Below are 20,904 nucleotides of genomic sequence, written 5' to 3' on the forward strand. Positions count from 1 at the left end.
TGTCCTAGCACTTCACCGGCATTCTGTCATCAGAACAATAAGCGATGGCTTATATTTTCTTCTGGTGCCAGCGTCCCGGAGACCAGAGAATATCCGTTTCACCATGATTATTGGCATGACGGGCAAGCACAAAGAAGTAATCGGACAGTCTGTTCAGGAAACGAAGTGTTTCCGCAGGTGCCTGTTCCAGCAAAGCCACCCGCCGCTCGGCCCGCCGCGCAATGGTCCTTGCCAGATGCGCGTGCGCCGCGACAAGGGTTCCGCCGGGCAGGACAAAACTTCTGAGATCCTGCTGGGATTTGCGCATCTCCTCCAGCCGGACTTCAAGCCAGAGACTGGCTTCCGCAGTCAGGCTGGGAGTGCGGTCCGGGTCGGGCAGACAGAGATCCGCACCGAGATCAAACAGGCAGGACTGGATCTGCCGGACCTCGTCTTCAAGAGCGGCAGTCCGGGTGTCCTGTGCCATGTAACAGCACAGGACACCCAGCTGGGCATTGAGTTCATCAACAGTCCCCATCGCTTCGATACGGTCAGACGACTTGGAAACGCGTGTTCCGTCGCCAAGTGACGTCTGTCCCCCGTCGCCACCACGGGTCACGATCCTGTCGATGCGGATGCTCATGCCCTGATCCTGCTGCTTAGTGGCTTCTTTTGTGCTTCGCGTGATGGCTGATCGTGCGATCACCCATCAGGTCATGCGCACGGGATGTGTGATCCGTCAGCAGCTTGTCCGTGTCTGACGCGAGGGTTTTCACATCGGGCGTACCACCCGAAGCCTTGGCAGTCGTAATTGCCTTGCCCAGGTCCGCCGTGCGGGTGCTCACGACATCACGCAGGAACATGCGATCAAATGCCGCCCCATAGAGATGCGAGAACGAATCGACGTGCTCCTGATCGGCGGCATCGATCTTGGCGGCTACGGTCAGGTTGCCATCCGAAGCGATCTTGGCGACGGCCTTCTGATTGGTCGTGTGATCCGCCTGAACGGTCGACGCGAATGCCTTGATCACGTCGCTGTTGCTGTGCGTAGCCGCAAGTGTCGCAATAGCGATCTGCGTCTGGTCCATCTCGTCGATCTGCTGGATGAAGGCCGCGTCCGCCGTGGTCAGCTTATATGTGGATGCCACGCTCGGAAGAGCGGGAGCCGGCGGCGCATCAGGAGCATTACAGGCGGCCAGACCGGCAAGAAGGCCGGCGGACAGGCACAGACGGAGATACGAAACAGTCATCGAAGCTTCCTTTTTCAAACGCACCTGACCTCAAAAGGACAGGCCGCGACAGACTGACACTCCACTCATGACAGTCTCTCATTCGCTGTTCAGACAACACATGATACATTCACGGCATGTCCGCAAATCCTGTCCGCACCGACATGCCAGATCTGATCCGGGGAAGTTTCATTTTCGCCGCCCTTTCGGCGGCTTCCGGCGTCATGCTCGGCGCCTTGTCCGCCCATCTTCCGGACCGGCTTTTTGCCATGCCGGGGGGACGGGCCATGCTGCATTCCGCAATCGAGATCCAGATGTGGCATGCACTGGGACTCTGCGTGCTGTCCCTGAACGCATCCCGTCTCTCGCCGAAACTGATCCGCCTGTCCTGTCTGTGCATGGCGGTGGGCATGGTGCTGTTCTGCGTGCCGGTCACACTGCTCGCCCTGTTCAATCTCAGACTGGGGCCTATGTCAGTCGGACGGATTGCCCCTTATGGCGGGACGATGCTCATGATTGCCTGGTGCCTGGCCGCGGCATCTGCCCTGCGGCGTCCGTTCCGAAATTGAGCTCCGTTAGACGCGGCTTTTTCTGATTCGCTGAAAAATCAGCAGACCGATTGCCTGCACGCCAAGCGCCAGAAGGAAGCAAGCAATCATGATCCCCGTCAGGATCAGCTGTTCGCGCCCAAGACCGGATTCAATATGAAACAGGCTGTAGAGCTCCTGCCAGGCGGATGTTCCCGCCACATGCTGCGCAAACTTGATCGCCGGCTGCCAGAAGCGGAACACCGATGCGAATGCGAGCGTCAAACCCACGAGAATTACGGTCCGGATCAGGGTTTCCGCAACGCTGATCTCGCGCGGAGACGTCACGTCCGGGCGTGATGGTGTTTTTTTCAAACGCATGACCTTTCGTCAAAACTGGGCTTTAATCATCTGTTCCTGTCGTTCTGCGTTATGGCATGCAGAGGACAACATCAATGAAAGCCTTTTTCATGCGCCGTTCCCTTCTTGCCGCTGCCGGCCTCGGTCTGGCGCTTACCGCAACCCTTCCCGCTCATGCCGCGTCCACGGAAGTGACTCCGACACCTGCCCCGCAACTGACTGAAACGTCGGCGCCACCCGTCGCCACGCCATATCCGGATACGACCGTCGCCCACGATCAGGTGACCCAGGCCTTTGCCCTGGCGCAGAAGACCCATCGCAAGGTTCTGCTGGACTTCGGGGGCAACTGGTGCCCGGACTGCAAGATGCTCAGCGGCATTTTTGCCCTGCCCGACGCGGCACGCTGGCTGGACAGCCAGTTCGTCGTCGTCCCGGTCAATGTGGGGCGCATCAATACCAATCTTGATCTGGCCGCGCGCTATGGCGTGACCATCAAGGCCGTCCCGACCGTCATTATCGTGACACCGGACGGCCATGCCCTGAATGGCGACGGTTCCACGGCTCTGGGCAATGCCCGCAGCATGTCGCCACAGGCTGTTCTGGACCTCATTTCCAGCTGGAACAAACGCGGCTAAGTCCCTGAGGCTCCGGCTTTTTCCGGAGCCTCAGTCCATACTCAGAGAGCAAGCACCTGCTCGGCCTCATGCACGACTTCTGCCAGGACATCCGCCTCGAACGGAGAGGTCAGCCCGGCCTCGGACACAAGCTGCGCGAAGGGCTTTGAGCCTCCTTCAGCGCAAAGTCTGCGATAGGTTTCGAGCGTCCCTTCACGGTCCAGACGCGAACCCAGCCAGAGCTGCAATGCGCAGCACTGGGCCAGCGCGTAGTCGATGTAATAAAACGGCAGCCGGTAGATATGGAGCTGCGCCTGCCAGCGTCCGCCCTTCGCCGGATAGGCCAGATCGCCCCAGTCCCGCCACGGCATGTAAAGCTTTTCAAGCCGTTGCCAGATCTGATGACGCTCTTCCGGTGTCATCTCCGGACGGGCGTAGACTTCATGCTGGAAATGATCCACGCAGACGCCGTACGGGAAGAACGACAGCGCGTCGATCAGATGCATCCGGCGATACCGGTCCGCCGCGCCATCTTCGACCAGAGCGCCAATCTGCGGCCAGGTCAGGAACTCCAGCCCCATGGAATGGATTTCAGCCGCTTCCATGGTCGGCCAGAGCTGATCGATCCACGGCAGGTCACGGCTTTTCCAGTTCTGGAAGGCGTGACCCATTTCATGCGTGAAAACGCCGATATCGTTATGGGTACCGTTGAAATTGGCGAAGATGTAAGGCGTTCCAACTGTCGGAAAAGACGTGCAGAACCCGCCCCCGGCTTTGCCCTCACGGTTCTTCAGATCAAGATAGCCCAGATCCCGCATCTGGGCGTAGAAATCGGCCATCTCGCCTGACGGATCGAGATCGCGGAACATGCCTTCCGCACGCGCGACCAGAAGATCATGATCGCCCGCCGGCCCGGGATTCCCCTGAAGGTCGATGAGCGCCTCATCCCACGCCATCACTTTGTCCCAGCCCATTTTCAGGCGCCGGCGTTCGATCAGCGAGCTGATCAACGGCGTGACATAGGCCAGGACTTTCTCGCGGAAAGCCGCGACCTGCTCGGGGCCATAATCCGTCCGCCGCATCCGGCGATATCCCAGTTCGATATAGTTCTCGAAACCGAGCGTCTTTGCCATCCGGTCCCGCAGGGCGACGAGCTTGCCGTAAAGGGCATCGAGTTCGGCCCCGTTTTCCTCAAAGAAGGCCCAGCGCGCCGCCTCGGCAGCATGACGGACATCCCGGTCCATGCCCTGAAGATACGGCACCAGTCCCGACAGGTTGAGCGTCTTGCCGTCGAAAGGGATTTTCGCGGCTGCCAGAAGGGCCGTATATTCCCCCGCAAGCCGTGCCTCTTCCTCAAGATCCGTGCTGATGCGCGGATCGAAGGTCGTCGTGTCAGATTCCCAGAGCCGCACCACATGCGGCGTCACGATGGCTTCAAGCCCCTCGCGGTCAGGATCGGCCAGAAGGCGTTTCTTGACCGTTACCTCATGATCGGTCGCGACCGGGGACAGCCGGTCGGCATAGTCACGATCAGCCTTCGCCGCTTCATCCTGCGTATTGCGCGAAAACTGCAGATGCACATGCGACGCCCACGACTCATACTCGCGCCGCACAGCATCAAAAGCGTGCAGGGCTTCCACACGGTCGCCGGCATCAAGCAGGGACGCGATGGCATCATAACGGGCCTTGAGAGACTGATCGTCAGGCCGGGGGAAAGACAGTTCGGAAAAGGGAGGGATTGTCTTCGTCATGGCATAATTCTGCCATTCCCCGCCCCCCGCGTCCATGCCTGTCAGACGGTCCGGATATCGCCCACAAACTGCGTGATACGACGGCAGGCTTCGACCAGTTGCTCATCCGAAGCGGCAAAGGAGAGGCGCAGATACGGGCTGTATCCGAACGCCGAGCCCGGCACGGTCGCGACATGCGCCTCGTCCAGAAGTGCCTCCGCAAAAGCCACATCCGTATCGAGCAACCGTCCCTGCCCCGATGTACCTCCAATCAGGGCCGCAATCCCCGGATAGGCATAGAACGCACCATCCGGCATCACGCAGGTCAGACCCGGGACCTGTTGCAATGCGCCCACAACCAGACCACGTCGGCGCTCATAGGTTTCCAGCATCCGGGCGATCCCGCCAGCGTCTCCGTCCAGTGCCGCAACCGACCCGGCCTGCGCGAGCGTGCACACGCCGGACGTGGAATTGCCCTGCACCGCGACCATGGCCTGGATCAGCGGGACCGGACCACAGGCGAACCCGACGCGCCAGCCCGTCATGGCATAGGCCTTGGCCATGCCATTCACAATCAGGATACGATCTGCCAGATCCGGTGCGACACTCAGCAGCGACAGATGCTTCTTCCCGTCGAACGTCAGATGCTCATAGATCTCGTCGCTCATCACGAGAACATGCGGCGCTTCACGCAGCACATCCGCGATGGCTTCCAGATCCTGACGCTCAAGGATCGCACCCGTTGGATTGTTCGGGAAATTCAGGACCAGCCATTTCGTCCGCAGCGTAATGGCCTCACGGATCGCTTCAGGGTCAGGACGGAAGCCGTTTTCTTCCCGACAGCGGATCTCGACTGGAACTCCGCCCAGCATCCGGGTGATCAGCGGATAGCTGACCCAGTACGGCGCGGGCACAATAACCTCATCTCCGACTTCCAGCGATGCCATCAGCGCGTTGAAAATGACCTGCTTGCCACCATTCGCAACCATGATCCGGTCAGACGTGACGTCCAGAGCGTTATCACGACGGAACTTCCGGATAATGGCGTCAATCAGCGGCTTCTGACCGGGGATCGGCGGATAACCGGTATCCCCAGCCTTCGCAGCGGCATAAGCGGCTTCGATCGCTTCAGGCGGCGACGGAAAATCCGGCTGCCCGAGTGCAAGCGAAATGACATCCGCTCCCTGCGCCTTCAGTTCACGCGCGCGCGCTGCCATTGCGATGGTGGCCGGACGAGGAAGATCAGCCAGACGGGATGCGATGGTGAAACTCATGAAAGCCCTCGGCAGAAATTCTGGATCCGGGTGCAGGCTTCCTTCAGAAGCTCCGTGCTGGTCGCATAGGAGATCCGGAAATAGCCGGGCGTCAGAAACGCCGTGCCATGCACGGCCGCAACACCGGTTTCCTCTAGCAGGGCCGTCACGAAGGCTTCGTCACCATCGATGAGACGGCCACCTTTGCTCGTCTTGCCCAGTGTGCCGGCGATGGACGGAAACGCATAGAAAGCGCCTTCAGGAAGAGCGCAGGACAGGCCCGGCGCCTCATTCAGCATCCCGATCACAAGATTGCGCCGCTCCTGATACACCGCGACCATTTCGGAAATGAAGTCCTGCGGTCCGGAAACAGCTTCCTGTGCGGCAGCCTGGGCAATGGAGCACGGATTGCTCGTGCTCTGTCCCTGGAGCTTGATGAGCTGTCGTGTGAAATCCACCGGAGCGGCAGCAAAACCGATCCGCCAGCCCGTCATGGCGTAAGCCTTGGACACACCGTTCATCGTCACGGTACGCGAACGCAGGCGCGGCTCGACCTGAACCACGGTTTTTGCAACAGCACCGTCATACAGGAGCTTGGCGTACATATCGTCTGTGAGGATCCAGATATCCGGATAGTCCAGCAGCACATCCGTCAGTGCCTTGAGAGCCTCGGTATCGTAAGCCGCGCCTGTCGGATTGCAGGGCGAATTGAGACAGAGCCACTTTGTCCGGGGCGTAATCGCGGCGCGAAGCTGCTCGGCGGTCAGACGGAAGCCGTTTTCCGGGTCAGCCTGGACAATGACGGGCGTACCATCGGCTAGCGTCACGATGTCGGGATAGGAGACCCAGGCAGGAGCCGGAATGATGACCTCGTCACCCGCATTCAGGGTCGAGACCATGACATTGTAAATGACCTGCTTGCCACCCGTGGACACGCAGATTTCCTCAGCTTTATAATCAAGATCGAAATCAGCATTCAGACGCGCCGCCACGGCCTTGCGCAGTTCGAGTGTGCCTGCCACGTCCGTGTATTTGGTCTTGCCGGCCTCAATGGCCCGGATTGCCGCCCGCTTGATGAAATCAGGCGTATCGAAATCCGGCTCGCCTGCGGAAAGGCTGATAATGTCACGGCCTTCTGCCTTCAGGGCACGGGCTTTCTGGGTCACGGCAATCGTCTGGCTGGGAAGGATACGGTTCAGACGGTCGGCAATAAAGGACATGACAGGTTTCCGGATCATTTCGATGTCGCGATCCTAGACATGTTCGGGCAGTTTTGACCACAGGTGGGCGGGCTTTGGGCAACAAAAAAGGCGCCTTCCCTGAGGAAGGCGCCTTGAGGCTGACAATGCGGGAAAGCCAGTCGTAGAAAAATCAGGCCAGCTTTTCCATTTCGCGAAGTACCGCCTGCCCCATCATTTCGGTGCCGACTCGAGCCATTCCCGGTGACATGATGTCGCCGGTCCGCAGACCCGAAGCCAGGACATTCGAAACCGCCGTCTCGATCAGGTCAGCATCCTCAGCACGATTGAGCGAATAACGCAACAGCATGGCGAACGAAAGGATCTGGGCCAGCGGATTGGCGATCCCCTTGCCCGCGATGTCCGGGGCACTGCCATGGATCGGTTCGTACAGGGCATTGCGCTTGCCATCCGCGCGAACCGGGCCAAGCGTGGCCGAAGGCAGCATGCCGAGCGAGCCCGTCAGCATAGAGGCCAGATCGGACAGGATGTCGCCGAACAGGTTGCCCGTGACGATGACGTCGAACTGGTTCGGGTCGCGGACCAGCTGCATCGCGCAGTTATCCGCCAGCATGTGGGACAGCTGGACGTCCGGATATTCACGCTTGTGTACGTCGGTCACGACTTCCTTCCACAGGAGACCGCTTTCCATGACGTTGCACTTCTCGACCGAACACACGCGGTTGTCGCGCTTGCGGGCAAGATCGAAAGCAACGCGTGCCACGCGCTCGATTTCGGACGTCGTGTAGACTTCCGTGTTGATGCCACGACGCGAGCCATCGGGCAGTGTCTCGATCCCACGCGGCTCACCGAAATAGATGCCCCCGACCGTCTCACGGACGATCATCAGATCCAGTCCACGCACCACTTCCGGCTTCAGCGCTGACGCATCGATCAGGGCATCGAACAGCTTGGCCGGACGCAGATTGGCGAACAGCTGCAGTTCTTTGCGCAGCTTGAGGATCGCAACTTCCGGACGCTTGTCGAAGCCGACGTGGCTCCAAGCCGGATCGCCCACAGAACCGAACAGCACGGCGTCAGACTGGCGGGCCAGTTCAATGACCTCATCACGGATCGGCACGCCATGTACGGCAAGGGATGCGGCGCCGACGAGCTCTTCCGTAATGTCCAGTTTCAGTCCGCGATATGCGCTCATCCAGTGCACGATCCGCGCGACTTCGCGCATGACTTCCGGACCGATCCCGTCTCCGGCCAGAACCAGAAGCTTATATGCGTCGCTCATTTCACAGTCCCTATGGTAATTGACGGCACCCAGGCACGGCTCGGACGATGCTCGAAACTGGTGATCTCGGCATCATGCGCCATGGTCTGTCCGATATCATCCAGCCCTTCCAGCAGCATGTGACGACGGAACGGATCCACGTCGAACGCGATGGTGTCGCCGTTCGGGCGCACGATCACCTGACGCTCCAGATCCACCGTCAGACGCGAATTCGCACCCTGACGGGCATCATCCATTAGCTCGTCACAGATTTCGCGCGGCAGCCGGATCGGAAGAATGCCGTTCTTGAAGCAGTTATTAAAAAAGATATCGGCAAAGCTGGGCGCAATAACGCAGCGGATTCCGAAATCCAGCAGCGCCCAGGGCGCATGCTCACGCGAGGAACCGCATCCCAGATTGTCGTACGTGATCAGGATCTCGGCGTGCCGATAAGGCTCCTGATTGAGCACGAAATCCGGCTTTTCGTTGCCATCTGCGTCATAGCGCTGAGCCGCGAAAGCGTTCTTGCCCAGACCCGTCCGCTGAATGGTCTTCAGGAAACGGGCCGGAATGATCTGATCCGTATCGATGTTCTCGGTCGGCATCGGCGCCGCAATGGCGGTCAGTTCCGTGAACTTGTCCATCAGACGGTCTCCTTCACCAGTTCACGCACGTCGCACAGACGTCCCGTAACAGCGGCGGCAGCCGCCATGGCGGGCGAGCACAGATGCGTCCGGCCGCCCGGACCCTGACGCCCTTCGAAATTGCGGTTGGATGTCGAAGCGCAGCGCTGACCCGGCGTCAGACGGTCCGGATTCATCCCGAGACACATCGAACAACCGGCCTCACGCCATTCAAAACCGGCATCCAGGAAGATCTTGTCCAGACCTTCAGTCTCGGCCGCATGCTTCACCAGACCTGAACCCGGAACGATCATGGCGCGAACACCTTCCGCGACATGCCGTCCGCGGACCACGTCCGCAGCAGCGCGCAGGTCTTCCAGACGGCTGTTCGTGCAGGAGCCGATGAACACGACATCCACGGGCGTTCCCGCGATTTTCTGCCCGGCTTCAAGCCCCATATAGTCCAGAGCACGCTGGATCTGGGCTGCCCGAGCCGGATCGGGCTCATCAGACGGGGACGGAACGGAACCATCAATCGGCAGCACGTCCTGCGGGCTGGTGCCCCAGGTTACGGACGGGATGATCTCTTCAGCCGCGAGCGTGACTTCCGTATCGAAATAGGCGCCTTCGTCAGAGGCAAGGCTGCGCCAGTAGTCGCAGGCCTGCTCGAAGGCTTCGCCCTTCGGTGCAAACGGACGGCCCTTCACATAGGCGAAGGTCGTTTCGTCCGGCGCGACCAGACCGGCACGCGCACCAGCTTCGATGGACATGTTGCACAGCGTCATACGGCCGGCCATGTCCAGATCACGGATCGCAGATCCTGCAAATTCAATGACATGACCGGTGCCGCCAGCGGTACCGATCCGGCCGATGATCGCCAGCATGATGTCTTTCGCCGTCACGCCGGGACCGACCTTCCCCTCGACGGAGACACGCATGTTCTTCGCGGGCTTCTGCAGGATCGTCTGGGTCGCCAGCACGTGTTCGACTTCGGACGTACCAATCCCGAACGCCAGCGAGCCGAGCGCGCCATGCGTGGAGGTGTGGCTGTCGCCGCAGACGATCGTCATGCCCGGCAGGGAAATGCCCTGCTCCGGCCCGACAACATGCACGATGCCCTGAGAGGCGGAGCGCAGCGGGAAATAGGGGACGCCGAATTCGGCGACATTCTTCTCAAGCGTTTCGATCTGGAGGCGGCTCTGCGGCTCCTCGATCGGCTTGGAACGATCGGACGTGGGGACATTGTGGTCCGCCACGGCCACCGTGGCATCCGGACGACGCACGCGACGCCCGGACATCCGCAGGCCTTCGAAAGCCTGCGGACTTGTCACCTCATGGACGAGGTGCCGGTCGATGTAGAGGATGCACGTCCCGTCCTCGAGACGTTCGACGACATGATCGTCCCAGATCTTGTCAAAAAGGGTTCTGGGCGAATTGGTAACGGGCATCCTGTCTCTACTCCGAACGGTTTAGGAAGCGGCCTTGCTGTCCGCCTTCGGCAGATCGCGGGGACGCTCGGCAATACGGGCGGACTTGCCCGAACGGCCACGCAGATAATACAGCTTCGCGCGACGGACCTTACCGCGACGCACAACTTCGATGCTGGCGATCGACGGTGCGTACAGCGGGAACACGCGCTCCACGCCTTCACCGTTGGAGATCTTGCGAACCGTGAAGTTGCTGTTTAGGCCCTTGTTGGAACGGGCAATGACAACGCCTTCGAAGCTCTGCACACGCTCACGCGTGCCTTCGACAACGCGGACGCCAACGCGGACCGTGTCACCTGCAATGAACTCGGGAACAGCGCGGACGCCGGAAAGACGCTCGATCTCGCGCGCCTCATACTGCTGGATAATGTTCATGACCAAACTCCTGAAAACAAAACTTCAATGGACCTGCTGTCGTGCCAGATACGCATCCCAGAGGTCCGGGCGGCGCGCCTTCGTGACGGCGATTGACTGTTCATGGCGCCAGCGGGCGATGGCACCATGGTTGCCGGAGAGAAGAATGTCGGGCACGTCCCGCCCGTCCCACACTGCCGGCTTGGTGTACTGTGGATATTCAAGAAGCCCGTCGGCGAAGCTCTCGTCCTGACCGCTGACGTCCGACCCCATGACGCCGGGAAGAAGACGGACACACGCATCCAGAAGCGTCAGGGCGGGAATTTCCCCTCCCGACAGTACGACATCGCCCATGCAGAGCTGTTCGATATCGTGCTTTTCCAGAACGCGTTCGTCCACCCCTTCGAAACGCCCGCAGAGAACGACGACCCCCGGACCGGACGACAAACGCTCCGCATCTTCATGCGACATGCGCCGTCCCCGCGGTGTCGGATAGACGACCGGACGCCCATCCAGCGCGGGAAGCGCCGAGAGGGCCGTATCCAGAACGTCTGCCCGCATCACCATGCCGGCCCCGCCACCGAAGGGCGTGTCATCCACGGCCCGGTGACGTCCCAGCCCGTGCTGGCGCAGGTCATGCGCCTCACAGGACCAGACCCCCCGCTCCAGTGCCCGGCCCGCAAGGGAAAATCCCAGCGGCCCCGGGAACATGTCCGGGAAAAGGGTCAGAATGTCCGCGCGCCAGCTCATGCCCGCACCTGGACCTCGCCAGCCAGATCCCCCTCGACCTCGACTTCAACGGGCGGGATAAGAACCACTTCCCGTTTCGCAAGGTCCACACGGGGAACGCAGGCCAGCGTGAACGGCACGATCAGACCACGATCCACTTCGAGGCTGACGCCTGCACCGTAATCATGAACGACCGAAACCGTTCCCAGGACATCTCCATCTTCGGAGACCGCCGTCATGCCGATCAGGTCAGCATGATAGAACTCGTCATCTCCGGTCTCGGGCAGGACCGCACGCGGGACATACAGCTTGACGTTGACCAGCCGCTCGGCGGCCGTGCGGTCAGGAAGGTCCTGACCATCGGCATCCGTGAGCGCCGCCACGCCAGCTGAAATCCAGCGTGCCGTCCATGCCCTACCCTGCTCGTCATGCAGCGCACCCAGATCTTCGACCGAAGCCGGATCGTCGGTGGCAGCATGAAGATGCACAAGACCGCGAACACCGTGCGGGCGACCGACGGTAGCGATCAGGACATCACTGTCAGGGTTGAAGCGGGGCACGTCTCGGGCTTCCTGAAAAGCGGCTCAATCAGGCCGCGGCAGCAGCGGCAGCAGCGGCCTTGGCGCGCTCCTGAGCCTTCGCCTTCGGAGCGGACTTCTTCGGCTGCTCGTTGTAGGTCGGCTTCGGAGCCAGGCCAGCGTTGCCGAGGAAACGGGCAACACGGTCCGTAGCGAGGGCACCGTTGGACAGCCAGTGCTTGATGCGCTCGTCAACCAGACGGATACGGTCAGCGTGGTCAGCCGGCAGCATCGGATTGTAGGAGCCGACCTTCTCGATGAAACGGCCGTCGCGCGGGCTGCGGCTGTCGGCAACAACGATGTGGTAGTAAGGACGCTTCTTGGCACCTGCACGTGCAAGGCGGATCTTGAGGCTCATGAAATACTCCTGAGAGACAGACTTGTAAAAACGGGACGGATCAGGCGAAAGGCGGGCGTCCGCCGGGTTTACCCCCGGGGCCACCCATGCCCTTCATCAGATCCGCCAGACCTCCTGCACCACCCATGCCGCGCATCAGGCCACCAAGGCCCATCTTGCTGATGCGTTTCATCATGGTGGACATGTCGTTGAACTGTTTGAGCAGACGGTTGATCTCCGGAACCGTGGTTCCCGAGCCCGCCGCGATGCGCTTCTTACGGGACGCCTTGATGATCTCGGGCGTCTTGCGCTCCTGCTTCGTCATCGAGGAAATGATGGCCTTGTGACGCTTGAAGATCGACGTATCGAGCTCCTTGTCACCCAGCATATCCTTGATCTTTCCCATCCCCGGCATCATGCCGAGAATACCGGAAATCGAGCCCATGCGGTTGATCTGGTCGATCTGGGAGACGTAGTCGTCCAGGTCGAATTTGCCCGCGAGCATCTTCTTGGCGACGCGCTCGCCTTCCTCGTGATCGAGGGTTTCGGCTGCACGTTCCACCAGCCCGGCCACGTCACCCAGGCCGAGAATACGGCCGGCAACGCGCTCGGGATGGAATTCTTCAAGCGCTTCGAGATTTTCACCCGAACCGGTCAGCTTGATCGGCGCGCCCGTGATGGCCTTCATGGAGAGAGCAGCGCCACCGCGGGCGTCGCCATCCATACGGCTCATGACGACGCCGGTGATGCCGACAGCCTCATTGAAGGCCTTGGCGGTATTGACGGCGTCCTGACCGGTCATCGCATCGACAACCAGCAGCGTCTCGGCCGGCTTGGTGAGCGTGCGGATTTCCCGCACTTCATCCATCAGCGCCTCATCGATCGACAAGCGGCCTGCCGTATCGAGGATGACAACGTCATAACCTTCAAGACGACCCGTTTCGAGCGCACGCTTTGCGATCTGAACGGGAGACTGCCCGGCAATGATCGGCAGAGCCTGAACACGCCCCGTCTTGGCGTTGACGCGCTCGGCCAGCTGCTGGAGCTGGAGCTGCGCCGCCGGACGCTGGACGTCGAGACTGGCCAGAAGGACTTTCTTGTGCTCGCGGCTGGACAGACGCAGGGCGATCTTGCCGGACGTCGTGGTTTTACCCGAACCCTGCAGACCCACCATCAGCACCGGAACCGGCGGATTGGCGGACAGGTTCAGCGGAACAGCCCCTGCCCCGCCAAGCGCATCGATCAGTGCATCATTGACGATCTTGGCAACGGCCTGACCGGGAGAAACGCTTTCCAGCACTTCCTGCCCGACAGAGCGCTCACGGACCTTATTGACGAAGTCCCGCACCACAGGCAGCGCAACGTCCGCCTCCAGCATGGCGAGACGCACTTCACGCATGGCCTCGGTGACATCAGCCTCCGAGAGCTTCCCGTTCCTGGAAAGCCCATCGAGGACACCGGACATCTTGCCTGAGAGTTGTTCGAACAACGGGTCACCTTAAAGCAAACAGAAACACGCCACTGCGCGAGTCTTCGCGAGGTGGCGTGTCCGGAAACAGAGCCCGTCTATCCTCTTGCCGCCGAAGCGTCAAGCGATAGACGGGGAAGCAGCAGTTTTCAGGGCATATCGTCCGGATCACCCTCCGGCGGCGGCCCCATCAGGGCTTTCATCTGCTCATGGAGCGCCTTGATCTTGTCCATGGTCTCCCTGGCCTGCTGACGCTGTGCCGGGGTCAGCAGATCGTGAAGCTGCTCCATGGTGTCGAGGTGAAGGGCGGAAACCTTGGCCTTGACCTCGTCTTCCTGCTTGCTCAGATCCGCCAGCGTGGCGCGATCCAGATCACCAGCCACACTGAGAGCGTCGTGGATCTTGCCCTCGATGGCACGTCCTTCAAGGCGCAGCGCACGCTCGTCCTGATGGGCCTTCTCAAAAATAGTCTTGAGCTTTGCCTTCTGCGCCGTGGTCAGCGTGATGCCAGGGGGGATGGGCGGCATCATGGAGCCCGGGCCGCCATAGGGCGCACCGCCCGGGGGGGGGCGATGGCCGTCAGAGCCATGATGCCCCTCGGCAGAAGCCGCCAGAGGAGCCACCACTAGGCCGAGGGCAGCGATGACAGGAAGAAAAACAGCGGGACGAAAGATCGTCATGGACGTCATATCCTTGGAGGTTATGGCAGCCGGAGACGCACAAAACGCCTCCATACGTTTCTAGATGGCACGTTTCAATGTTGCTGACCGCCCCCTTCTGCGTTTCAAAAAGTAAGCCCCCCACCCCTATGTAACACCAGACCTTGACGGCAGAAGTTTCCCGTCGCATGAAGCATCCGATCCAAGCAGAATCCTTCAAGAAATGAAGCCTGCCGGATGGAGAGGTGGCCGAGTGGTTTAAGGCAGCGGTCTTGAAAACCGCCATACGTGAGAGCGTATCGTGGGTTCGAATCCCACCCTCTCCGCCAGAAGATATATTCCATGACATTCCATAATGCGCATCCGGTCTTGAATTCGGCGGGTTACCGGCGATTTTAACGATCCAGAGCGTACTGTGGCAATCCTTGAAGCGCATGCAATGCGGGGGTAGTTATGGGGGTATCAGACTGGTCTTGGGGGTATCAATGCTGACAGATGTCCAGCTCCGGCGCATTGCCCCGAAAGACAAGGCTTACAAGCTTGCAGACGCAGGTGGTCTTTTTATTCTGGTCCAGCCAACGGATCGCGCCTCTGGCGTATGAAGTATCGCTTTGGTGGCAAGGAGAAGCTCCTTGCATTTGGCACTTATCCTGAAGTGACGCTCGCAAAGGCGAGAGACGCCCGGGATCAGGCGCGTAGCGAACTCCGTGCCGGTCGGGATCCTTCATTGACCCGCAAACAGCGTCAGGCAGAAGCCCGCCAGACAGATCGCCAACTCAGAAACGTTGGAGAAATCTGGATTACTTCCCAGGCATCGCGCTGGACTCCGCGCCACCGGAAAGACGTCGAAACGAGTCTGGAGCGGTTCGTCTGGCCTGATCTGGGCTCTCTCAATCTTGACGATGTCATTCCGCCAATGGTGCTCGCGACCATCAGAAAGATTGAAGCCGGAAGAGCCAGGGAAACGGCACGCCGGATACGCCAGAGACTGAGCGCGATTTTCCTGTTCGGAATCGCCCATGGTCTGGGCACGCAGGATCCCGCAGCGATCGTCAAGGGGGCACTCGTCCCGCTGAAAAAAGGTCGTCAGCCCGCCATCACCGATCTGGGGGAACTGCGCGATCTGTTCCGTCAGGTTGAAGCCATCCCGGCTCACCCTGTGACGTTACTGGCGCTCCGCTTTCTGGCCCTGACATCTGTACGTCCTGGCGAGGTCCATGCCATGGGATGGCACGAACTTTCAGAGGATCGATCCGTCTGGCTGATTCCGGCAGAGCGCATGAAGATGCGTCGGGAACACGAAGTCCCCCTTTCCCGACAGGCGCGGGAGATTCTCGAGGCAGTTTTCCTGCTGACAGGCAAAGGGCCGCTCGTTTTCCCAAACAACCGATGGGCGCATCGCCCGATGAGTGAGAACGCGCTCAGTTATCTTCTTCAGCGGGCGGGATATTCCGGGCGCCAGGTTCCGCACGGCTTTCGGGCGTCATTCTCGTCAATCATGAACGAACGCTACCCGTCCGACAGAGCCATCATCGACCTCATGCTGGCGCATCAGAACAAGGACCGGGTGGAAGCAGCCTATAATCGTGCTCTTCATCGTGAGCGACGAAAAGAACTCGCTCAGATCTGGGCCGATCTTCTTATGGACAACGCTTCACCCCCAACTGATTTGCTCGGTCACCAAAAGCGATAGACAGTCACCCCCATCTTTCAGTGGAAAGCAATACCAGACCAGAGAGCTTGATGAGGTCGGCTCTTCACGGGAGCATAATGTCTTCTTAGGGGGGAGAACGGAATGTCGGCTTTCGAGTGCAAAGGACCAAAAGCAGACACTCCAGCACCGAGGAGACATAGTTGCTGCCTGTCCATTTCGGACCTCTATCATCAGTAGGAGATACGTAGGGCTGTCTATCGATGTTTGATTTCAGTTTTAGCGAGGTTTGTCTACGTCATATATGCGAATATTACAGGAGCGCATGTAAGGAGACGACCAAGAGGCGCATCATTCTTTAATATAGTCAGAATAATAATGTCGATAAATTGACATTTAATTGTCCGGAACTTCTTTAGAATCATTAACTAATTCATATAAAATATTTAAATATCTTTATTTTATAAACAACTATTCTGTTTTCTACATCCATCCATCTTTTTATTATAAGGCACGCGGAAGTTATATTTTTCTGGCAGGCAGATTGCACCAATTACTAATAACATCCCTCAGACTTCTCTTGAAGTATGTTTGGGTTCTTACCGCGTTATAGACGTTTTCATCAACATATTAGCCGATGCAGGCATTTCCGCTCCGTCTTGTATTCCTGACGACGGTGCTTTTATCTTGGCAGGCCTGATCCTAAAGGGCCGCAGCGGTCGGGAAACTCAAGCTGGCTGACCAAAGCTATGCACCTGCGCCGGAAATTCTCCAGCCCGAACCTCCGCAGCGTACTGTTCGATCGCCTGAGAGGCCTGCTTTGAAAGCTCCGCATAGCGTTTCACGAATTTGGGTCTGAAATCAGCAAAGGCACCAAGCATGTCATCCACGACCAGGATCTGTCCATCACATGCAGGTCCGGCGCCGATCCCAATCGTAGGGATTGCAATTGCTTGTGTAATCTCATGGGCCAGGGCTTGTGGTATCTTTTCCAATACCACTGCGAATGCGCCCGCGTCTGATACGGCTTGGGCATCGGTAAGAATACGCTGAGCATCCGGACCCTTTCCCTGAACCTTGTAACCACTCAGAACATTGACCGATTGCGGTGTGAGACCAAGGTGGCTCATGACAGGGATGCCTCGTGCGACAAGGAAGGCGATCGTCTCAGCCATATGCACGCCGCCTTCAAGTTTGACCGCTGCGGCTCCTGTTTCAGCCAGAAGACGGGACGCATTCCGGAAGGCCTGTGCGGGACTTTCTTCATAGGTCCCAAATGGCAGGTCAATGACGCATAGTGAACGTGAGAGGCCCCGCATTACAGATTGACCATGAAGAACCATCATCTCCAAGGTCACCCCCAGTGTGGAAGGCAGGCCGTGCAAAACCATGCCCAGGCTGTCTCCGACAAGAGTAACATCACAATGCTGGTCAACAAGCCGGGCTGTCGGCGTCGTATAAGCCGTCAGGCATACGAGAGGAACGCCTCCCTTCCGACCCTGGATGTCTGAAACCGTGAGGCTCTTTTGCGGTAGATTTGTGCTCACAGGATGTCCCTCCCAGAACGAGTTCAACAGGTTTTGGGGTTGCATATGTCACGTTGACCCTGTTTTACGCAAAGCCCGCGCGGTACTCCGGGCATCTTTCTGACTGATCTTATCGAAAGCTTACATGACCTCATCACGATATTCAGCCACCCTGATTGGAGCGGGATCCGTTGGTCTGGTGCTTGCTGCCTCCCTGGCAAAAGCAGGCTGGGATGTCTCGATTGTCGGCGCCCGGATGCCTTTGGATAAAATTTCTCTGCAGGACAACGGAGTTTCCTCGGAATATTCGGTCAAGACATTCGACGTCAATCAAAGCTTCACGCAACCAAGGGTTCTGATTATTGCGGTCAAATCCCAGCAGGTTGAGACGATATCGCATTGGCTGCCTGCCTTTGATAGCAAAAGTACGACCGTATTGGTGGCGCAAAACGGCGTTGATCAGCAACAGACTTTTCGAAACTACTTTTCTAACTCACCCATTATTCCGGCAGTTATTTACTTCAATGCACAGCGAGACAAGCCGGGAAGCGTCAATCTGCGCAGGATCGGTCATGAGGACGTGTGCTTGCCTCAACAGGACGTAACACGACTGCTAGCCAGCGCATTCTCCACTGGCGGCCTTCGTGTCCTACTGACAGAGGATATCCAGACATATCTATGGCTGAAGCTACTCGCAAACATTTCCGTCAACCCGTTGACGGCCTTAACTGGGCAGCCAACAGGCATCATGCACCGTTTGGACATTGCGGACAGCGCAAGAGCTCTGATGTTCGAAGCTCTTCCTGTTGCCCGAGCAGAGGGAGCGAAGATTACGAGGCAGGATGTCGAAGCGATCATGAAATGGATATCGACCATTCCACCAGAAAGTCGGAGCTCCATGCTGCAGGACAAACAGGCGATGGCTCCGTTGGAATATCAGGCTCTGACAGGAGCTGTCGTGCGGGCTGGCGCACGGCAAAGCATTCCAACGCCACTGAACAAGCTCATTCTTTCTCTTTTGGCAGGATCTGAAGCGGAACTGCTCAGGGATTAGTGTCCGGACGGCGTCTCGCCCGAATGCCCCGGTTTCTGCTACCACACAATGGTGGCATGCTCCAGACAGAAGGCTGATTTCAAAAGGCTCTTCGAGCCAGAGTACCAATGGTGGCGCAGACAGCAGGAGTCACTTAGTGATCAGGACGAGGTTTATCCGAGGCATTGTCGGCACACTCGCTCCGGCGCCAGCTGTAACCTTCGCCTGTGTGCTGGCAACTCTTCCAGCTCAGGCAGCAACCTCCCCCGTCTGTCAGGCGCCGCTCCCGAAGGGGGCGCTTTTCATCACACCGCTTTGTGACGATCCTGAACTCAGCCGTCCCTATATTGATAAGGACAAACTAGGAGAAACCACCGATCCGGAAACCGGTGTGTCTGTGCGTTATCGCTATGTGCATGGTGGTTTTGCAGGCTCGAAAACGAAGTTCGCATTTTACTTCCCTGCGCAGGCCGATTACCGGGGCTGGTTCATTGAATCGACCTACCCAACGGTCACGGATGAAGCTGCTACTCCAGCCACTATCGTTTTTGGTATTTCGCACGGCGCGTATGTCGTCTCCACCAACAATAATAGAGGCGTTCCCGCAGGTGGGCTTCTCGCGGCCTATCGTGCCAACGCCGCCGCCTCGAAGTTCTCGCGCCTCGAAGCAACTCGCATTTACGGTCGCATCGCGCGGCCTCGCGGGTTCATCTTTGGTGCGAGTGGCGGCGCGTATCAGACTCTGGCCGCCGCAGAGAACACAAGCAATATCTGGGATGGCAGCGTGCCTATGGTGATGGGTGTGCCAAATTCCATTCCGAGTTTCCAGTCGGCGCAGATCCTCGGGCTCCGGGTCCTCAGCCCTGTCCTCCCACAGATTGTTGATGCCATGGCACCGGGTGGAAGTGGATCGCCTTTCTCGGGTCTCACGCCAGTCCAGCAGTCTACCCTTCAGGAAGTCTCTCGGCTTGGGTTTCCGTTACGGGGATGGTGGCAATATGAGGCCCTGACAGGAGGTGCCTTTATCGCGGTCGAAGGTGCGGTGCAGGCGATTGACCCGGGTTATGCCTCAGATTTCTGGAACAAGACCGGTTATGAAGGCTTCGATCCGGTGATCAAAGCTCTGCGGATTCAGGCCACGACCTCTGTTAAAGGTTTCGAGGGAGAGTCAGGCCTCGTTCTGGCCAATGTCCCCACAGGCGACCTGCTCAACGCGGATCTTGTCGTGCATGATGGTGCGATGGCCGGCACGACGCTGAAGATCGTGGGCGTGAAGGGCCATACGGTGCAGATCGCCACCACCAATGGTGCTCTGGCGAATGACAGGACGGGTGCATCACTTCGTGCTCTCGTGCCGGGTACGTCCGTAACGCTCGACAATTCGTGGGCTGTCGCCCTGCAGTATTATCCCCGGCATCAGGTCCCGTCATCGGACGAATATGGGTGGAACCAGTATCGGGATACTCAGGGGAAACCACGCTACATTCAACGCCCCGTTCTCGTAGGACCCATGCTGGACGCCAACAGCAGTGGCGGAGCGGTGACGAACGGACGCTTCCACGGCAGGATGATTATGCTGGCGTCGACCATGGACGTTCAGGCTTTCTCCTGGGGGGCAGACTGGTATCGCAAGAAGGCCATGCAGGAGAAGGGCGGGCAACTCTGGAGCAGCTACCGTCTGTGGTACATGGACAACGCCGATCATGATCCCATAGGCCCAAGGGCGACAACCGCCCCCCGGGCGGTCGACCATATCGTGCCTTATCAGGGGGAATACGAGCAGGCGCTACTCTATCTCAACGACTGGGTCGCCAGGGATGTGGCGCCTCCTGCCAGCACGACCTACAGCATCTCTCCCGACACCCAGACGGTTGTGACAGGCCCCGCGTCCCGGCGCCTTGGGGTTCAGCCAGTCGTGGCATTGACCGGGAACGGGCGTGAGAAAATCGAGGTTCGGGCAGGCCAGCCAGTGACGTTTTTGATGACGGCACAAGTGCCTCCGGGAACAGGCCGGATCGTGAAAGTCGAATGGGATCTGGACGGCACCGGCCACTACGCACCCCCTGTATCATCCGGAGGTACTGGGGATGCTGCGAACCTGACGGGAGAACACACATTTGCCCGGCCTGGTGTGTATTTCCCCACTGTGCGGGTTTCGGCCGCGCGTGAACAGCGCCCGCCCAACGTCGCACCAGCCGGCAAGGATCCTTATGCGCTGGCTCAGAATCTCGCTAGCGTAAGAGTGGTTGTCCGCTGAGGGGGGGAAGCGGAAAGTCTGTTGTCTGGTGGTGAGATAAGAAAAGTAGT

21 protein-coding genes and 1 tRNA gene are annotated in these 20,904 nt (G+C 59.0%); 6 read left to right on the plus strand and 16 right to left on the minus strand.

The genetic code is table 11. The features are described from left to right. Nucleotides 1-49 precede the first annotated feature (49 nt). On the minus strand, nucleotides 50-622 hold the full coding sequence (locus HKD27_RS07015) for a cob(I)yrinic acid a,c-diamide adenosyltransferase (RefSeq protein ID WP_062493898.1): 573 nt from the start codon (nucleotides 620-622) through the stop codon (nucleotides 50-52). A gap of 16 nt (nucleotides 623-638) precedes the next feature. Next, nucleotides 639-1,229, minus strand: a complete 591-nt coding sequence (locus HKD27_RS07020; RefSeq protein WP_062493901.1) for a DUF4142 domain-containing protein — start codon at nucleotides 1,227-1,229, stop codon at nucleotides 639-641. A 116-nt stretch (nucleotides 1,230-1,345) separates the two neighbouring features. On the opposite strand from HKD27_RS07020, the gene HKD27_RS07025 reads away from it, so the two are divergent. Next, nucleotides 1,346-1,777, plus strand: a complete 432-nt coding sequence (locus HKD27_RS07025) for a DUF423 domain-containing protein (RefSeq protein ID WP_194689002.1) — start codon at nucleotides 1,346-1,348, stop codon at nucleotides 1,775-1,777. 6 nt (nucleotides 1,778-1,783) lie between these two features. Here the strand turns inward: HKD27_RS07025 and HKD27_RS07030 are convergent, their stop codons facing one another. Continuing rightward, nucleotides 1,784-2,116 carry a hypothetical protein gene (locus tag HKD27_RS07030; protein ID WP_062493906.1) on the minus strand — a complete coding sequence of 111 codons (333 nt, stop codon included), beginning with the start codon at nucleotides 2,114-2,116 and terminating at the stop codon, nucleotides 1,784-1,786. Nucleotides 2,117-2,205: 89 nt separating this feature from the next. Between HKD27_RS07030 and HKD27_RS07035 the strand changes: the two genes are divergently transcribed. Continuing rightward, nucleotides 2,206-2,730: a thioredoxin family protein gene (locus tag HKD27_RS07035; RefSeq protein WP_228120395.1), complete on the plus strand. Its 525-nt coding sequence runs from the start codon at nucleotides 2,206-2,208 to the stop codon at nucleotides 2,728-2,730. Nucleotides 2,731-2,771: 41 nt separating this feature from the next. Here the strand turns inward: HKD27_RS07035 and HKD27_RS07040 are convergent, their stop codons facing one another. The 12 genes from HKD27_RS07040 to HKD27_RS07095 all read right to left on the minus strand — a co-directional run bounded on the left by HKD27_RS07040 (nucleotide 2,772) and on the right by HKD27_RS07095 (nucleotide 14,408). Beyond that, nucleotides 2,772-4,460 carry a M3 family oligoendopeptidase gene (locus HKD27_RS07040; protein ID WP_194689003.1) on the minus strand — a complete coding sequence of 563 codons (1,689 nt, stop codon included), beginning with the start codon at nucleotides 4,458-4,460 and terminating at the stop codon, nucleotides 2,772-2,774. Nucleotides 4,461-4,501: 41 nt separating this feature from the next. Continuing rightward, complete coding sequence (locus HKD27_RS07045) at nucleotides 4,502-5,713, minus strand: pyridoxal phosphate-dependent aminotransferase (protein WP_194689004.1); 1,212 nt, start codon at nucleotides 5,711-5,713, stop codon at nucleotides 4,502-4,504. Beyond that, nucleotides 5,710-6,912: a pyridoxal phosphate-dependent aminotransferase gene (locus HKD27_RS07050; protein ID WP_194689005.1), complete on the minus strand. Its 1,203-nt coding sequence runs from the start codon at nucleotides 6,910-6,912 to the stop codon at nucleotides 5,710-5,712. Before HKD27_RS07050 ends, HKD27_RS07045 begins: the two co-directional genes overlap by 4 nt. Before the next feature lie 151 nt (nucleotides 6,913-7,063). Continuing rightward, nucleotides 7,064-8,173, minus strand: coding sequence for a 3-isopropylmalate dehydrogenase (gene leuB, locus HKD27_RS07055; RefSeq protein WP_194689006.1), 1,110 nt, complete (start codon nucleotides 8,171-8,173; stop codon nucleotides 7,064-7,066). Then, nucleotides 8,170-8,796 (minus strand): 3-isopropylmalate dehydratase small subunit, encoded by a 627-nt coding sequence (leuD, locus tag HKD27_RS07060; protein ID WP_062493916.1) that lies wholly within the window; start codon nucleotides 8,794-8,796, stop codon nucleotides 8,170-8,172. Before leuD ends, leuB begins: the two co-directional genes overlap by 4 nt. Next, nucleotides 8,796-10,223 carry a 3-isopropylmalate dehydratase large subunit gene (leuC, locus tag HKD27_RS07065; RefSeq protein ID WP_194689007.1) on the minus strand — a complete coding sequence of 476 codons (1,428 nt, stop codon included), beginning with the start codon at nucleotides 10,221-10,223 and terminating at the stop codon, nucleotides 8,796-8,798. The genes leuD and leuC overlap by 1 nt, the downstream gene beginning before the upstream one ends. 21 nt (nucleotides 10,224-10,244) lie before the next feature. Further along, nucleotides 10,245-10,637, minus strand: coding sequence for a 50S ribosomal protein L19 (gene rplS / locus HKD27_RS07070; RefSeq protein WP_041110658.1), 393 nt, complete (start codon nucleotides 10,635-10,637; stop codon nucleotides 10,245-10,247). A 24-nt stretch (nucleotides 10,638-10,661) separates the two neighbouring features. Further along, entirely contained in the window at nucleotides 10,662-11,366 is a 705-nt protein-coding gene (gene trmD, locus HKD27_RS07075; protein WP_194689008.1) for a tRNA (guanosine(37)-N1)-methyltransferase TrmD, read from the minus strand. Beyond that, the gene (rimM, locus tag HKD27_RS07080; protein ID WP_194689009.1) at nucleotides 11,363-11,905 is read right to left on the minus strand and encodes a ribosome maturation factor RimM; all 543 of its coding nucleotides are present in this window, start codon (nucleotides 11,903-11,905) and stop codon (nucleotides 11,363-11,365) included. The genes trmD and rimM overlap by 4 nt, the downstream gene beginning before the upstream one ends. A gap of 28 nt (nucleotides 11,906-11,933) precedes the next feature. Further along, nucleotides 11,934-12,281 carry a 30S ribosomal protein S16 gene (rpsP, locus tag HKD27_RS07085; RefSeq protein WP_153429026.1) on the minus strand — a complete coding sequence of 116 codons (348 nt, stop codon included), beginning with the start codon at nucleotides 12,279-12,281 and terminating at the stop codon, nucleotides 11,934-11,936. Nucleotides 12,282-12,321: 40 nt separating this feature from the next. Then, nucleotides 12,322-13,749, minus strand: coding sequence for a signal recognition particle protein (gene ffh / locus HKD27_RS07090; RefSeq protein WP_194264505.1), 1,428 nt, complete (start codon nucleotides 13,747-13,749; stop codon nucleotides 12,322-12,324). A gap of 128 nt (nucleotides 13,750-13,877) precedes the next feature. Continuing rightward, nucleotides 13,878-14,408 carry a Spy/CpxP family protein refolding chaperone gene (locus HKD27_RS07095; RefSeq protein ID WP_228518363.1) on the minus strand — a complete coding sequence of 177 codons (531 nt, stop codon included), beginning with the start codon at nucleotides 14,406-14,408 and terminating at the stop codon, nucleotides 13,878-13,880. A 218-nt stretch (nucleotides 14,409-14,626) separates the two neighbouring features. Between HKD27_RS07095 and HKD27_RS07100 the strand changes: the two genes are divergently transcribed. Continuing rightward, a tRNA-Ser gene (locus HKD27_RS07100) sits at nucleotides 14,627-14,716 on the plus strand. Between the two features lie 269 nt (nucleotides 14,717-14,985). Beyond that, nucleotides 14,986-16,080 (plus strand): tyrosine-type recombinase/integrase, encoded by a 1,095-nt coding sequence (locus tag HKD27_RS07105; RefSeq protein ID WP_370544248.1) that lies wholly within the window; start codon nucleotides 14,986-14,988, stop codon nucleotides 16,078-16,080. Nucleotides 16,081-16,766: 686 nt separating this feature from the next. Here HKD27_RS07105 and panB read toward each other — a convergent pair. Then, complete coding sequence (gene panB / locus HKD27_RS07110) at nucleotides 16,767-17,585, minus strand: 3-methyl-2-oxobutanoate hydroxymethyltransferase (protein ID WP_062493782.1); 819 nt, start codon at nucleotides 17,583-17,585, stop codon at nucleotides 16,767-16,769. Nucleotides 17,586-17,709: 124 nt separating this feature from the next. On the opposite strand from panB, the gene HKD27_RS07115 reads away from it, so the two are divergent. After that, nucleotides 17,710-18,618, plus strand: coding sequence for a ketopantoate reductase family protein (locus HKD27_RS07115; RefSeq protein WP_081107150.1), 909 nt, complete (start codon nucleotides 17,710-17,712; stop codon nucleotides 18,616-18,618). 136 nt (nucleotides 18,619-18,754) lie between these two features. Further along, nucleotides 18,755-20,854: a PKD domain-containing protein gene (locus HKD27_RS07120; RefSeq protein ID WP_197436604.1), complete on the plus strand. Its 2,100-nt coding sequence runs from the start codon at nucleotides 18,755-18,757 to the stop codon at nucleotides 20,852-20,854. Nucleotides 20,855-20,904: the final 50 nt, after the last annotated feature.

Source organism: Gluconobacter sp. R75690 (genome assembly GCF_015244525.1).
Classification (GTDB): domain Bacteria; phylum Pseudomonadota; class Alphaproteobacteria; order Acetobacterales; family Acetobacteraceae; genus Gluconobacter; species Gluconobacter potus.

What these genes read in the sequence shown, in the direction of transcription:
- leuD (WP_062493916.1), bottom strand. Translation starts at nt 8,796, where the DNA reads ATGGACAAGTTCACGGAACTGACCGCCATTGCGGCGCCGATGCCGACC.
- rpsP (WP_153429026.1), bottom strand. Translation starts at nt 12,281, where the DNA reads ATGAGCCTCAAGATCCGCCTTGCACGTGCAGGTGCCAAGAAGCGTCCT.
- HKD27_RS07040 (WP_194689003.1), bottom strand. Translation starts at nt 4,460, where the DNA reads ATGACGAAGACAATCCCTCCCTTTTCCGAACTGTCTTTCCCCCGGCCT.
- leuC (WP_194689007.1), bottom strand. Translation starts at nt 10,223, where the DNA reads ATGCCCGTTACCAATTCGCCCAGAACCCTTTTTGACAAGATCTGGGAC.
- HKD27_RS07035 (WP_228120395.1), top strand. Translation starts at nt 2,206, where the DNA reads ATGCGCCGTTCCCTTCTTGCCGCTGCCGGCCTCGGTCTGGCGCTTACC.
- HKD27_RS07015 (WP_062493898.1), bottom strand. Translation starts at nt 622, where the DNA reads ATGAGCATCCGCATCGACAGGATCGTGACCCGTGGTGGCGACGGGGGA.
- HKD27_RS07105 (WP_370544248.1), top strand. Translation starts at nt 14,986, where the DNA reads ATGAAGTATCGCTTTGGTGGCAAGGAGAAGCTCCTTGCATTTGGCACT.
- HKD27_RS07050 (WP_194689005.1), bottom strand. Translation starts at nt 6,912, where the DNA reads ATGTCCTTTATTGCCGACCGTCTGAACCGTATCCTTCCCAGCCAGACG.
- trmD (WP_194689008.1), bottom strand. Translation starts at nt 11,366, where the DNA reads ATGAGCTGGCGCGCGGACATTCTGACCCTTTTCCCGGACATGTTCCCG.
- HKD27_RS07045 (WP_194689004.1), bottom strand. Translation starts at nt 5,713, where the DNA reads ATGAGTTTCACCATCGCATCCCGTCTGGCTGATCTTCCTCGTCCGGCC.
- leuB (WP_194689006.1), bottom strand. Translation starts at nt 8,173, where the DNA reads ATGAGCGACGCATATAAGCTTCTGGTTCTGGCCGGAGACGGGATCGGT.
- rplS (WP_041110658.1), bottom strand. Translation starts at nt 10,637, where the DNA reads ATGAACATTATCCAGCAGTATGAGGCGCGCGAGATCGAGCGTCTTTCC.
- HKD27_RS07025 (WP_194689002.1), top strand. Translation starts at nt 1,346, where the DNA reads ATGTCCGCAAATCCTGTCCGCACCGACATGCCAGATCTGATCCGGGGA.
- HKD27_RS07020 (WP_062493901.1), bottom strand. Translation starts at nt 1,229, where the DNA reads ATGACTGTTTCGTATCTCCGTCTGTGCCTGTCCGCCGGCCTTCTTGCC.
- HKD27_RS07095 (WP_228518363.1), bottom strand. Translation starts at nt 14,408, where the DNA reads ATGACGATCTTTCGTCCCGCTGTTTTTCTTCCTGTCATCGCTGCCCTC.
- HKD27_RS07030 (WP_062493906.1), bottom strand. Translation starts at nt 2,116, where the DNA reads ATGCGTTTGAAAAAAACACCATCACGCCCGGACGTGACGTCTCCGCGC.
- HKD27_RS07115 (WP_081107150.1), top strand. Translation starts at nt 17,710, where the DNA reads ATGACCTCATCACGATATTCAGCCACCCTGATTGGAGCGGGATCCGTT.